Origin of the sequence: Bacillus sp. NPDC060175, from assembly GCF_042728695.1 — a bacterium.
In the GTDB taxonomy this organism is placed as follows: Bacteria; Bacillota; Bacilli; order Bacillales; family Bacillaceae_G; genus Bacillus_A.
In genome coordinates this window covers 10,617-23,381 of sequence record NZ_JBHWYR010000071.1, presented here as the reverse complement: position 1 = coordinate 23,381, position 12,765 = coordinate 10,617, and the positions used below count along the sequence as shown (strand labels likewise).

The window sequence follows — 12,765 nt, the reverse complement described above, 5'->3', positions numbered from 1 at the left end:
GAGGTCACACCCGTTCCCATACCGAACACGGAAGTTAAGCTCTCTAGCGCCGATGGTAGTTGGGACCTTGTCCCTGTGAGAGTAGGACGTTGCCAAGCAAAAACCTAAGTCGTTTCGACTTAGGTTTTTTTGTGTTTATTTTTATTTACCAAATGTTAAAATCCATAAATTTAATAACGCTAAAGAAGAAAAAAGAATGAAATAGAGGCTGTTTAAAATAATGGCAATGATTTTTTGTACTCCTGATTTTCCGAATGCTCCTAAAATAATCCCTAAGATAGGAAAGATTATTTCTATCATAAGTGTATATTTTAAATAATGAGAGTAGAAAAAATGGGATGATATAAATAAGTATTCAATAATTACAGCAATTACTGCGCTGGAGAAAAATAAATAGGGTAATAACACAGTTATTTTTTTCACGGTTATTCCTCCTTAGAAATTAAATCGTTATAATATAAGTTCTATTGATGTATAGAATACAAGAGTGTATATATTTTAATTAAAATATACGGAAGTACCATATAAACAGTTATACGTAAAATAGATCTCTAGAAATATATATTCTAATTTCCCTTCCTTCTTGTATATAGTTGCAATTCTTCTTTTGAATATAACTAAAACACGAACGTTATCGATGACTAATAAAAAAACATTCGATTATTTATTGACATTGTTTATGAAATATTGTTAATATAGCCATAGAAACAATAATATATAAGACCTCATATAATCGCGGGGATATGGCCTGCAAGTCTCTACCTAACGACCGTTATTCGTTGGACTATGGGGGAAAGTCACTCGGTATTTTTCTATTCACAAGGGATACGTATGCCTGAGTAGAGCGCTTTCTCTCATAGTAAAAGAGAAACTGTTCTATTTCAGGCTTTTTTTATTTGAATCGGGGGGATTCTAATATGAAATCACTAGTTGGAGTCATAATGGGAAGCACGTCAGACTGGGAAACAATGAAATATGCTTGTGACATTTTAGATGAATTAAATATACCGTATGAGAAAAAAGTTGTATCCGCTCATCGGACTCCGGATTATATGTTTGAATATGCAGAAACAGCTCGTGAACGTGGACTAAAAGTTATTATTGCTGGAGCTGGTGGAGCAGCACATTTACCAGGAATGGTTGCAGCGAAGACAAATCTTCCTGTAATTGGTGTCCCTGTTCAATCAAAAGCGTTAAACGGCCTAGATTCGTTATTATCAATTGTCCAAATGCCAGGAGGGGTTCCAGTTGCAACAGTTGCAATTGGTAAGGCTGGTTCAACAAATGCTGGACTACTGGCAGCACAAATACTTGGATCATTTCATGATGATATACATGATGTATTAGAGTTGAGACGAGAAGCTATTGAGAAAACTGTGCGTGAAGGTAGTGAACTAGTATGACGAGAATCATTTTACCTGGAAAGACAATTGGAATTATTGGCGGTGGCCAGCTTGGAAGAATGCTGGCGCTGGCAGCTAAGGAAATGGGTTATAAAATAGCTGTTTTAGATCCTACTAAACATTCACCATGTGCACAAGTTGCCGATGTTGAAGTTATTGCATCTTATGATGATTTGAAAGCGATTCAGCATTTAGCAGAGATAAGCGATGTTGTCACATATGAATTTGAGAATATTGATTATAGATGTTTACAATGGCTTGAGAAACATGCGTATTTACCACAAGGTAGTCAATTATTAAACAAAACGCAAAATCGTTTTACAGAAAAAAATGCGATTGTAAAGGCTGGTTTACCAGTCGCATCTTATAAACTAGTTCAGAATCAAGATGAACTTTCAGAAGCAATTGCTGAGCTGTCCTTCCCTTCGGTACTAAAAACAACGACAGGTGGATATGACGGTAAAGGGCAAGTTGTTTTAAGATGTGAAGCTGATGTTGAGAGGGCAAGGGAGCTTGTTAGTAAAGCTGAATGTATTCTAGAAAAATGGGTGCCATTTGAAAAGGAAATATCAGTTATTGTAACTCGCAGTGTAAGTGGTGAAACGAAAGTATTCCCAGTCGCAGAAAATATTCATGTGAATAACATTTTGCACGAATCTATCGTTCCAGCTCGTATTACAGAAGAGCTTTCGCGAAAAGGGATTGAATATGCACAAGTACTTGCGGATGAATTAAAGCTTGTGGGAACACTAGCGGTAGAGATGTTTGCTACAGCTGATGGTGAGATTTACATTAATGAATTAGCACCAAGACCGCACAACTCAGGGCATTATACACTTGATGCATGTGAAACGAGTCAGTTTGGTCAACATATTCGAGCAATCTGTAATTTACCTCTTGGAGAAACAAATTTGTTAAAACCAGTTGTCATGGTGAACATTTTAGGCGAACATATAGAAGGGGTCCTAGGACAAGTGAATAGACTAACCGGGTGCTATTTACACTTGTATGGAAAAGAAGAAGCAAAAGCACAGCGGAAAATGGGGCATGTTAATATTTTAAATGATAATATTGAAGTCGCTCTAGAAAAAGCGAAGAGTTTGCATATTTGGGACCATCAAGAACAACTGCTGGAGGGAAAAAGATGATTAATCGTTATACACGCCCTGAAATGGGTGCGATTTGGACGGAAGAGAACAAATTTAAAGCGTGGTTAGAAGTTGAGATTTTAGCGTGTGAAGCATGGGCTGAGCTTGGCGATATTCCAAAAGAAGATGTGAAAAAAATTCGTGAACATGCATCATTTGATATTGATCGTATTTATGAAATTGAAAAAGAAACACGTCATGATGTAGTTGCTTTCACTCGTGCTGTATCAGAAACACCAACATTAGGTGAAGAACGTAAATGGGTTCATTACGGTTTAACATCTACAGACGTAGTAGATACAGCTTTATCTTACATCTTAAAACAAGCAAATGAAATCTTGTTAAAAGACTTAGAAAACTTTGTTAGCATTTTAGCTAATAAAGCGAAAGAGCATAAGTACACGATTATGATGGGAAGAACACACGGTGTACATGCAGAGCCAACAACATTTGGTTTAAAACTTGGTCTTTGGTATGAAGAAATGAAACGTAACGTAGAGCGTTTCAAACAAGCTGCTGATACAGTTCGCGTTGGTAAATTATCTGGTGCGGTTGGTACATATGCAAATATTGATCCATTCGTAGAAAAGTATGTTTGTGAAAACTTAGGATTAGAAGCAGCACCAATTTCAACACAAACATTGCAACGTGATCGTCATGCACATTACATGTCAACACTTGCACTAATCGCAACATCTGTTGAAAAGATAGCAGTTGAGATTCGTGGTTTACAAAAGAGTGAAACACGTGAAGTTGAAGAGGCTTTCGCAAAAGGTCAAAAAGGTTCTTCTGCAATGCCGCATAAACGTAATCCAATTGGATCTGAAAATATGACTGGTTTAGCTCGTGTTATCCGCGGTTATATGATGACAGCTTACGAGAATGTTCCGTTATGGCATGAGCGTGATATCTCTCACTCTTCTGCAGAACGCGTAATTTTACCAGATGCTACAATTGCGTTAAATTACATGTTAAATCGCTTTGGTAATATCGTTAAAAACTTAACTGTATTCCCAGAGAATATGAAACGCAATATGACAAGAACATACGGCTTAATTTACTCTCAGCGCGTAATGCTTACACTAATTGACAAAGGCATGGTACGTGAAGAAGCTTATGATATCATACAGCCTAAAGCGATGGAGGCTTGGGAAACACAAGTACAATTTAAAGAGCTCATAGAAGCTGACGAGCGTATTACAAGTAAGTTAACGCAAGAAGAAATTAACGAATGTTTCAATTATGAACATCATATGCAACACGTTGATACAATCTTTGAACGCCTTGGATTAAACGAAGCGTAAAATTTCATATGGCACAGAATAGAGTCATTCTGTGCCATTCTTTATAAAAATATTATTCACATTTTTCAAACTACAGGGGGCTTGCGAAATGCAAAAGCTAGAATTGCTGTATGAAGGTAAGGCAAAAAGAATTTATCGTACAGAAGCAGCAGATATGGTTTGGGTAGAGTACAAAGATAGTGCGACTGCTTTCAATGGGGAGAAAAAAGCGACAATTACAGGAAAAGGTCGTTTGAACAATGAGATTACAACTTTATTGTTCAGAAAGTTACAAGAAGTCGGAATTGAAACGCACTTTGTGGAGAAGTTATCTGATACAGAACAACTTGTCAAAAAGGTGAGTATTATTCCATTAGAAGTTGTCACAAGAAACGTAATTGCAGGTAGTCTTTCAAAAAGACTAGGAATGGAAGAAGGAACTGCTCTTACAACACCAATCGTAGAATTTTACTACAAAGATGATGATTTAGGAGATCCACTTGTAACGGAAGATCATATTCGTTTGTTAAATGTTGCAACACCAGAGCAAGTAAGCGTATTACGAGATGCAGCTCTACAAATCAATCAAGTGTTGATTGAGCATTTCGCAAGCTGTCGTGTAAGATTAGTAGATTTCAAATTAGAGTTTGGCGTAACAGAAGAAGGGGAAATCATATTAGCAGATGAAATTTCACCAGATACTTGCCGTTTATGGGATGAAACGAGCAATGAAAAATTTGATAAAGATGTATTCCGTCGTGATCTTGGGAATTTAACAGAAGCATATGAAGAAATTTTAAAACGTTTAGGGGGAGCTTCACATGTATAAAGTTAAGGTATATATAACGTTAAGAGAAAGTGTATTAGATCCACAAGGAACTGCGGTAAAGGGAGCACTTCATAGTCTTTCATTTACAGAAGTACAAGACGTTCGAATCGGAAAGTATATGGAATTAACAATTGATAAATCAGTATCTGATTTGGATAGCAAGGTAAAAGAAATGTGCGAAAAACTATTAGCAAACGTTGTAATGGAAGACTATCGTTATGAAGTTGAGGAGGTTGTCGCACAGTGAAATTTGCCGTAATAGTATTTCCAGGTTCGAACTGTGATGTTGATATGTTTCATGCAATTAAAGATGAGCTTGGCGAAGAAGTAGATTACGTTTGGCATGATACAGAGAACTTAGATGAGTATGATGCGATTCTATTACCAGGTGGGTTCTCTTACGGTGACTACTTACGCTGTGGTGCTATTTCTCGCTTTGCTAATGCAATGAAAGCAGTGCAAAAAGCTGCTGAGCAAGGAAAGCCGATTTTAGGTGTATGTAATGGATTCCAGATTCTTGTTGAATCAGGATTACTACCAGGAGCATTAATGAGAAACGAAAACTTAAAGTTTATGTGCCGTACTGTTCAGTTACGTGTTGAAAATAATGAAACGATGTTTACATCACAATATGAAAAAGATGAAGTAATTAACATTCCAATTGCACATGGCGAAGGAAATTACTATTGTGATGAAGCGACCCTTAAACAATTAGAAGAGAATAATCAAATCGCATTCCGTTACGTAGAAAATCCGAATGGAAGCGTTTCAGATATTGCAGGTATTGTAAATGAAAAAGGAAATGTTCTTGGTATGATGCCACACCCAGAGCGTGCTGTAGATGAATTACTTGGCGGTGCTGAAGGGTTAAAAGTCTTTCAATCTATCTTAAAACAGTGGAGGGAAACATATGTCGTTAATGCTTGAGCCAAATCCAACACAAATTAAAGAAGAGCGTATATATGCGGAAATGGGGCTAACAGACGAAGAGTTTGCCATGGTTGAAAAGATTTTAGGCCGTTTGCCGAATTATACAGAAACGGGACTATTCTCTGTTATGTGGTCTGAACATTGTAGTTATAAAAATTCAAAGCCAGTTCTTCGTAAGTTTCCAACGACAGGTGAGCGTGTCTTACAAGGACCTGGAGAAGGCGCTGGAATTGTAGATATCGGTGATAATCAAGCGGTTGTATTTAAAATGGAAAGTCATAACCATCCTTCTGCAATTGAGCCATATCAAGGGGCAGCAACAGGCGTTGGTGGTATTATTCGCGATGTATTCTCTATGGGCGCACGTCCGGTAGCTCTATTAAACTCACTTCGTTTCGGTGAATTACAATCACCACGTGTGAAATATTTATTCGAAGAAGTAGTAGCAGGAATCGCAGGATACGGTAACTGCATCGGTATTCCTACTGTTGGTGGAGAAGTACAGTTTGATCCATGTTATGAAGGAAATCCACTTGTAAATGCAATGTGTGTAGGCCTAATTAATCATGAAGATATAAAAAAAGGGCAAGCACATGGTGCTGGTAATACAGTAATGTACGTAGGAGCATCAACTGGTCGTGATGGTATTCATGGTGCAACATTCGCATCTGAAGAGTTATCTGAAAGCTCAGAAGCGAAGCGTCCGGCAGTTCAAGTAGGGGATCCATTTATGGAGAAACTTCTTATTGAAGCATGTTTAGAACTTATTCAGTCTGATGCACTTGTTGGAATTCAAGATATGGGAGCTGCTGGTTTAACATCATCTTCTGCAGAAATGGCAAGTAAAGCAGGTATGGGTATTGAAATGTACTTAGATGATGTACCGCAGCGTGAAACAGGAATGACTCCATATGAAATGATGTTATCTGAATCACAAGAGCGTATGTTAATCGTTGTGAAAAAGGGTAGAGAGCAAGAAATAGTAGATTTATTTGAGAAGTATGGTCTTGCAGCAGTTACGATGGGGAAAGTAACTGAGGATAAAATGCTTCGCTTATTCCATAAAGACGAAATGGTAGCTGAAGTACCAGCGGATGCTCTTGCAGAAGAAGCGCCAATTTATTATAAACCGTCAAAAGAAGCAGCATACTTTGCTGAGTTCCAGCAGATGAAAATGGAAACACCGCAAGTAGAGGATTATAAAGAAACATTATTATCTCTATTACAACAACCAACGATTGCAAGTAAAGAGTGGGTATATGATCAATATGATTATCAAGTGCGCACAAGCACAGTTGTTACACCAGGTTCAGATGCAGCGGTTGTACGTGTACGCGGTACAGAAAAAGGATTAGCAATGACGACAGATTGTAACTCTCGCTACATTTATTTAGATCCAGAAGTGGGCGGTAAAATTGCAGTAGCAGAGGCAGCACGTAATATCGTATGTTCTGGCGGGGAGCCACTTGCAATTACAGATTGCTTAAACTTCGGTAACCCAGAAAAACCAGAAATCTTCTGGCAAATTGAGAAATCAGTAGACGGTATGAGTGAAGCTTGCCGCAAGTTACAAACGCCAGTTATCGGCGGGAATGTATCAATGTATAACGAGCGTAGTGGTGAAGCTGTATATCCAACACCAACTGTTGGGATGGTTGGACTTGTACACGATTTAAAACACGTAACAACACAAGAATTTAAACAAGCTGGCGATTTAGTTTATGTAATTGGAGAGACGAAAGCTGAGTTTGGCGGAAGTGAATTACAGAAAATGATCTATGGGAAAATTTTCGGTCAATCACCAAGCATCGATCTAGATGTAGAATTAAAACGCCAAAAACAATTACTAGCAGCAATTCAAGCTGGACTTGTTCAATCTGCACATGATGTTGCAGAAGGTGGTTTAGCAGTTGCAATTACTGAAAGTGCAATTGGTGCTAACGGTTTAGGTGCTACTGTGAAATTAGATGGAGAAGCAACAGCAGTATTATTTGCAGAATCACAATCTCGCTTCGTTATAACTGTAAAACGTGAAAATAAAGAAGCATTTGAGAAAGCGGTTGAAGCAATTCAAGTTGGAGAAGTTACAAATACAAATGAAGTAACAATTCATAATGAAGAAAATGAAGTATTACTTACAGCAAATGTAGATGAAATGAGAAAGGCTTGGAAAGGGGCAATCCCATGCTTACTGAAATAAAGGGGTTAAATGAAGAATGTGGCGTTTTCGGAATTTGGGGGCATGAAAATGCAGCACAAGTTTCGTACTATGGATTGCACAGTTTACAGCACCGTGGGCAAGAGGGCGCAGGCATTGTTGTAAATAATGGGGAAAAGATCGTCGGTCACAAGGGATTAGGTTTAATATCAGAAGTGTTTTCAAGAGGTGAGCTAGAGGGATTAAACGGGAAATCAGCAATTGGACACGTACGATATGCAACAGCTGGTGGAAGTGAAGTTGCTAACGTTCAGCCATTATTATTCCGTTTTTCTGATCATAGCATGGCGTTAGCTCATAACGGAAATTTAATTAACGCAAAAATGCTTCGTCGTGAATTAGAGGCAGAGGGAAGTATTTTTCAAACAAGTTCAGATACAGAAGTACTTTTACACCTCATTAAACGTAGTACAAAAGATTCTTTAATTGATAGTGTAAAAGAGGCCCTAAATAAAGTGAAAGGTGCGTTTGCATATCTTTTACTAACTGGAAATGAAATGATCGTTGCGCTAGATCCAAATGGATTCCGTCCTCTTTCAATTGGAAAGATGGGGGATGCTTACGTTGTAGCATCGGAAACATGTGCTTTCGATGTAGTTGGTGCAACATACATTCGTGATGTAGAACCTGGTGAATTGCTTATTATCAATGATGAAGGAATTCACGTAGATCGTTTTACAAATGAAGTAGACCATGCGATTTGCAGTATGGAATACATTTACTTTGCACGTCCAGATTCTAATATCGCTGGTATTAATGTTCATGCAGCACGCAAAAACATGGGGAAACGTTTAGCGGCGGAAGCTCCTATTGAAGCTGATGTTGTTACTGGTGTACCAGACTCTAGTATTTCAGCAGCAATTGGTTATGCGGAGGCGACAGGAATTCCGTATGAGTTAGGATTAATTAAAAATCGTTACGTTGGACGTACGTTTATTCAACCTTCTCAAGAACTGCGTGAGCAAGGGGTTAAGATGAAGCTCTCAGCAGTAAGAGGTGTAGTTGAAGGAAAACGAGTTGTTATGATTGACGATTCTATCGTAAGAGGAACGACAAGTAAACGAATTGTTCGTATGCTTCGCGAGGCTGGAGCGACAGAAGTCCATGTAAGAATTGCTTCACCACCTCTTAAGTATCCATGCTTCTATGGCATTGATATTCAAACGAGAAAAGAATTAATTGCAGCAAATAATACAATAGAAGAAATCCGTCAAATCATCGGAGCAGATTCTTTAACATTTTTAAGTGAAGATGGATTAGTAGATGCAATTGGACGCCCATATGAAGGGAAATACGGTGGTCTATGTATGGCTTACTTCAATGGAGACTATCCAACAGCTCTTTATGATTATGAGCAAGAGCTTTTAGAAAGTATGAAATAAGAAGAAAAAAGCTTCTACTTCTTTTGATGTAGAAGCTAGCTTCTTTCTTAAAACGGCCGCCCTGGATGGGGAGAAATTAAAAGACGAGGTGTAAAAAACGATGGCGAATGCATATAAGCAAGCAGGAGTAGATATTGAAGCTGGATATGAAGCGGTATCTCGCATGAAAAAACACGTACAAACAACAATGAGAAAAGAAGTGCTAGGCGGTTTAGGCGGTTTTGGAGGTATGTTTGATCTATCAAAATTTGCATTAGAAGAACCTGTATTAGTATCTGGAACAGATGGCGTGGGAACGAAATTGATGCTCGCTTTTATGGCAGATAAACATGACACAATTGGTATTGATGCAGTAGCAATGTGTGTAAATGATATTGTTGTCCAAGGAGCAGAGCCGCTTTTCTTCCTTGATTATATTGCTTGTGGTAAAGCTGAACCTAGTAAAATTGAAAACATCGTCAAAGGTATATCAGAGGGCTGTCGCCAAGCTGGTTGTGCATTAATTGGTGGAGAAACAGCTGAAATGCCAGGAATGTATTCTACGGAAGAATACGATTTAGCTGGTTTTACAGTTGGAATTGTTGATAAAAAGAAAATTGTAACAGGTGAAAAGATTGAAGCTGGTCACGTATTAATTGGCTTAGCATCTAGCGGTATTCATAGTAACGGTTATTCTTTAGTAAGAAAAGTACTACTAGAAGATGGAGAGCTATCTTTAGATCGTATTTACGGACGTTTAGAACTACCTCTTGGTGAAGAATTATTAAAACCAACGAAAATTTATGTCAAACCTATTTTAGAACTATTGAAGAAACATGAAGTATACGGTATGGCACATATTACAGGTGGTGGATTCATTGAAAATATTCCACGTATGTTGCCAGAAGGAATCGGTGCGGAAATTGAATTAGGATCTTGGCAAGTTCAACCGATTTTTAGTTTACTTCAAGAGGTTGGAAAACTAGAAGAGAAAGAAATGTTCAATATTTTTAACATGGGTATTGGTATGGTAGTAGCAGTAAAGGAAGAAGAGGCAAAAGATATTGTTCGTCTTCTTGAGGAACAAGGCGAGAAAGCTCATATTATTGGACACACTGTACAAGGATCTGGTGTTACCTTTATTGAGGGAACAGAAGTATGAGTAGATTAGCAGTTTTTGCTTCTGGGAGCGGCTCTAACTTTCAATCTCTTATTAATGCGGTAGAAGAAAAAAGATTGGATGCAGATATTAGTTTATTAGTATGTGATAAACCAGAGGCACGCGCTATTGGACGGGCACATTATCACCATATTCCGTGTTTCACCTTTTCAGCGAAAGCATATGAGTCAAAAGAAGCATTTGAAAGAGAGATATTAAAGAAGCTAGAAGAGTATGAAATTGATTATGTTATTTTAGCTGGATATATGCGTTTAATTGGACCGACTTTACTAGCAGCATACGGCGGAAAAATTATTAATATTCATCCATCACTATTACCGAGTTTTCCAGGTAAAGATGCTGTTGGTCAAGCGTTAGAAGCAGGTGTGAAAGTAACTGGAGTAACGATTCATTATGTAGATGCAGGTATGGATACAGGTCCAATTATTGCGCAAGAAGCAGTAGTTGTTTCTGAAGGGGATACGAGAGAAAGCTTACAAAAGAAAATTCAACAAGTTGAACATAAATTATACGTAAATACAGTGAATCAAATTGTTCAGTCTGTGAAAAAACCAACTGTTAACTAACATACAACCAGGGGTGAAGGATAAATGAAAAAGCGTGCATTAGTAAGTGTTTCAGATAAAACAGGAGTAGTAGAATTTGTTAAAGGTTTACTTGAACAAGGGATTGAAGTTATTTCAACAGGTGGTACGAAAAAATTATTAGAAGAAAACGGCTTGCAAGTAATTGGTATTTCTGAAGTAACTGGTTTCCCAGAAATTATGGATGGCCGTGTAAAAACATTACATCCAAATATTCATGGTGGTCTATTAGCAGTTCGTGATAATGAAACGCATGTAGCGCAAATGAATGAATTAGGTATTCAACCAATTGACTTTGTTGTTGTTAACTTATACCCATTTAAAGAAACAATCGCTAAGCCTGATGTAACATTTGCTGATGCAATTGAAAATATTGATATCGGTGGCCCAACAATGATTCGCTCTGCTGCGAAAAATCATAAATTTGTATCGGTAATTGTAGATCCAGTAGATTATGATGTTGTATTAGCAGAACTGAAAGAGAACGGTGAAGTAACAGAGGAAACGAAATGTAAATTAGCAGCGAAAGTATTCCGTCATACAGCGGCATATGATGCGTTAATTTCTAATTACTTAACAAAGCAAATGGGCGAAGAAAGCCCAGAAACAGTAACGGTGACATTTGAGAAAAAACAAGATTTACGCTATGGCGAAAATCCACATCAAAAAGCAACGTTCTATAAAGCACCATTCGCAGCAACGTCTTCTGTTGCATATGCAGAACAATTGCACGGTAAAGAATTATCTTACAACAATATTAATGATGCGGATGCAGCGCTTAGCATCGTGAAAGAATTTACAGAACCGGCAGTAGTAGCGGTAAAACATATGAATCCATGTGGTGTTGGAGTAGGCATGGATATTCATGAAGCATACACACGTGCTTATGAAGCGGATCCAGTATCAATCTTCGGCGGTATTATTGCAGCAAATCGTGAAATTGATAAAGCTACAGCAGAAAAGTTACACGAAATTTTCTTAGAAATTATTATTGCACCTTCGTTCTCACAAGAAGCTTTAGAAGTGTTACAAAGTAAGAAAAACTTGCGCATACTAACTGTAAATATTGAAAAGGCAACGACTGCAAGCAAAAAGCTAACTTCTGTACAAGGTGGTCTTCTTGTTCAAGAGGAAGATACATTATCATTAGATGAAAGTGCAATTTCAATTCCAACGAAACGTGAACCGTCAGAGCAAGAATGGAAAGATTTAAAACTAGCTTGGAAAGTTGTAAAGCATGTGAAATCAAATGCAATTGTTTTAGCGAAAGATGATATGACAATTGGTGTTGGTGCTGGACAAATGAACCGTGTAGGTTCTGCGAAGATTGCAATCACACAAGCTGGCGAAAAAGCACAAGGTAGCGCACTTGCATCTGATGCTTTCTTCCCAATGCCAGATACAGTAGAAGAAGCAGCAAAAGCTGGAATTACAGCGATCATTCAACCAGGCGGATCGATTCGTGATGAAGATTCTATTAAAATGGCAGATGCGTATGGGATTACGATGGTGTTCACTGGCGTACGTCATTTCAAACATTAATAGAGGATGTTTAAAAAGTCCGGTCAAGATAACTGTCGCATGTCGTCGTTGCAATGCCAGTGCGGTACTCATGTAGGAAAGCTACACTCCGTGTCCTCCTGGCAAATGCGCCTCGACCTGCTCGGTTCTCTAGATCCTCCTTTTTAAACTTTGCTTGATATGGATGTTTAAAAGGTCCGGTCGAGATAACCTTCGCATGTCGTCGTTGCAATGCCAGTGCGGTACTCATGTAGGAAAGCTACACTCCGTGTCCTCCTGGCAAATGCGCCTCGACCTGCTCGGTTCTC

Annotated in this window: 12 protein-coding genes, 1 rRNA gene and 1 riboswitch; of the genes, 12 read left to right on the top strand and 1 reads right to left on the bottom strand. The window is 38.2% G+C overall.

Translation table 11 applies throughout. The features are described from left to right. Positions 1 to 98 (top strand): 5S ribosomal RNA (gene rrf / locus ACFWDE_RS24860); the annotation flags it as partial. A gap of 43 nt (positions 99 to 141) precedes the next feature. Here the strand turns inward: rrf and ACFWDE_RS24855 are convergent. After that, the gene (locus ACFWDE_RS24855) at positions 142 to 423 is read right to left on the bottom strand and encodes a hypothetical protein (RefSeq protein ID WP_016096968.1); all 282 of its coding nucleotides are present in this window, start codon (positions 421 to 423) and stop codon (positions 142 to 144) included. 282 nt (positions 424 to 705) lie between these two features. Beyond that, positions 706 to 807: riboswitch (purine riboswitch) on the top strand. A 110-nt stretch (positions 808 to 917) separates the two neighbouring features. On the opposite strand from ACFWDE_RS24855, the gene purE reads away from it, so the two are divergent. From purE to purH, 11 genes are all read left to right on the top strand, one after another. Next, positions 918 to 1,403: a 5-(carboxyamino)imidazole ribonucleotide mutase gene (gene purE / locus ACFWDE_RS24850; protein WP_377895401.1), complete on the top strand. Its 486-nt coding sequence runs from the start codon at positions 918 to 920 to the stop codon at positions 1,401 to 1,403. Beyond that, positions 1,400 to 2,551, top strand: a complete 1,152-nt coding sequence (purK, locus tag ACFWDE_RS24845) for a 5-(carboxyamino)imidazole ribonucleotide synthase (RefSeq protein WP_377895399.1) — start codon at positions 1,400 to 1,402, stop codon at positions 2,549 to 2,551. The genes purE and purK overlap by 4 nt, the downstream gene beginning before the upstream one ends. Next, the gene (gene purB, locus ACFWDE_RS24840; RefSeq protein ID WP_377895397.1) at positions 2,548 to 3,855 is read left to right on the top strand and encodes an adenylosuccinate lyase; all 1,308 of its coding nucleotides are present in this window, start codon (positions 2,548 to 2,550) and stop codon (positions 3,853 to 3,855) included. The genes purK and purB overlap by 4 nt, the downstream gene beginning before the upstream one ends. An 88-nt stretch (positions 3,856 to 3,943) precedes the next feature. After that, positions 3,944 to 4,663, top strand: coding sequence for a phosphoribosylaminoimidazolesuccinocarboxamide synthase (purC, locus tag ACFWDE_RS24835; RefSeq protein WP_341307843.1), 720 nt, complete (start codon positions 3,944 to 3,946; stop codon positions 4,661 to 4,663). Continuing rightward, positions 4,656 to 4,910: a phosphoribosylformylglycinamidine synthase subunit PurS gene (purS, locus tag ACFWDE_RS24830; RefSeq protein ID WP_002159504.1), complete on the top strand. Its 255-nt coding sequence runs from the start codon at positions 4,656 to 4,658 to the stop codon at positions 4,908 to 4,910. Before purC ends, purS begins: the two co-directional genes overlap by 8 nt. Beyond that, positions 4,907 to 5,590, top strand: a complete 684-nt coding sequence (gene purQ, locus ACFWDE_RS24825; protein WP_002159503.1) for a phosphoribosylformylglycinamidine synthase subunit PurQ — start codon at positions 4,907 to 4,909, stop codon at positions 5,588 to 5,590. The genes purS and purQ overlap by 4 nt, the downstream gene beginning before the upstream one ends. Then, positions 5,574 to 7,793, top strand: coding sequence for a phosphoribosylformylglycinamidine synthase II (gene purL / locus ACFWDE_RS24820; protein ID WP_377895392.1), 2,220 nt, complete (start codon positions 5,574 to 5,576; stop codon positions 7,791 to 7,793). Before purQ ends, purL begins: the two co-directional genes overlap by 17 nt. Beyond that, positions 7,778 to 9,193, top strand: coding sequence for an amidophosphoribosyltransferase (gene purF / locus ACFWDE_RS24815; protein WP_377895390.1), 1,416 nt, complete (start codon positions 7,778 to 7,780; stop codon positions 9,191 to 9,193). Before purL ends, purF begins: the two co-directional genes overlap by 16 nt. A 100-nt stretch (positions 9,194 to 9,293) precedes the next feature. Next, positions 9,294 to 10,334 (top strand): phosphoribosylformylglycinamidine cyclo-ligase, encoded by a 1,041-nt coding sequence (purM, locus tag ACFWDE_RS24810; RefSeq protein ID WP_002010019.1) that lies wholly within the window; start codon positions 9,294 to 9,296, stop codon positions 10,332 to 10,334. Further along, positions 10,331 to 10,918, top strand: a complete 588-nt coding sequence (purN, locus tag ACFWDE_RS24805) for a phosphoribosylglycinamide formyltransferase (protein ID WP_377895387.1) — start codon at positions 10,331 to 10,333, stop codon at positions 10,916 to 10,918. Before purM ends, purN begins: the two co-directional genes overlap by 4 nt. A 24-nt stretch (positions 10,919 to 10,942) precedes the next feature. Then, a complete protein-coding gene (gene purH / locus ACFWDE_RS24800; RefSeq protein WP_377895385.1) occupies positions 10,943 to 12,478 on the top strand; it encodes a bifunctional phosphoribosylaminoimidazolecarboxamide formyltransferase/IMP cyclohydrolase in 1,536 nt (511 codons plus the stop codon). Positions 12,479 to 12,765: the final 287 nt, after the last annotated feature.

Bases quoted from the DNA above. Each gene is read 5' to 3' on its own strand.
- purB (WP_377895397.1), top strand. From the start codon at position 2,548: ATGATTAATCGTTATACACGCCCTGAAATGGGTGCGATTTGGACGGAA.
- purF (WP_377895390.1), top strand. From the start codon at position 7,778: ATGCTTACTGAAATAAAGGGGTTAAATGAAGAATGTGGCGTTTTCGGA.
- purK (WP_377895399.1), top strand. From the start codon at position 1,400: ATGACGAGAATCATTTTACCTGGAAAGACAATTGGAATTATTGGCGGT.
- purN (WP_377895387.1), top strand. From the start codon at position 10,331: ATGAGTAGATTAGCAGTTTTTGCTTCTGGGAGCGGCTCTAACTTTCAA.
- purE (WP_377895401.1), top strand. From the start codon at position 918: ATGAAATCACTAGTTGGAGTCATAATGGGAAGCACGTCAGACTGGGAA.
- purS (WP_002159504.1), top strand. From the start codon at position 4,656: ATGTATAAAGTTAAGGTATATATAACGTTAAGAGAAAGTGTATTAGAT.
- purH (WP_377895385.1), top strand. From the start codon at position 10,943: ATGAAAAAGCGTGCATTAGTAAGTGTTTCAGATAAAACAGGAGTAGTA.
- purC (WP_341307843.1), top strand. From the start codon at position 3,944: ATGCAAAAGCTAGAATTGCTGTATGAAGGTAAGGCAAAAAGAATTTAT.
- purL (WP_377895392.1), top strand. From the start codon at position 5,574: ATGTCGTTAATGCTTGAGCCAAATCCAACACAAATTAAAGAAGAGCGT.
- purM (WP_002010019.1), top strand. From the start codon at position 9,294: ATGGCGAATGCATATAAGCAAGCAGGAGTAGATATTGAAGCTGGATAT.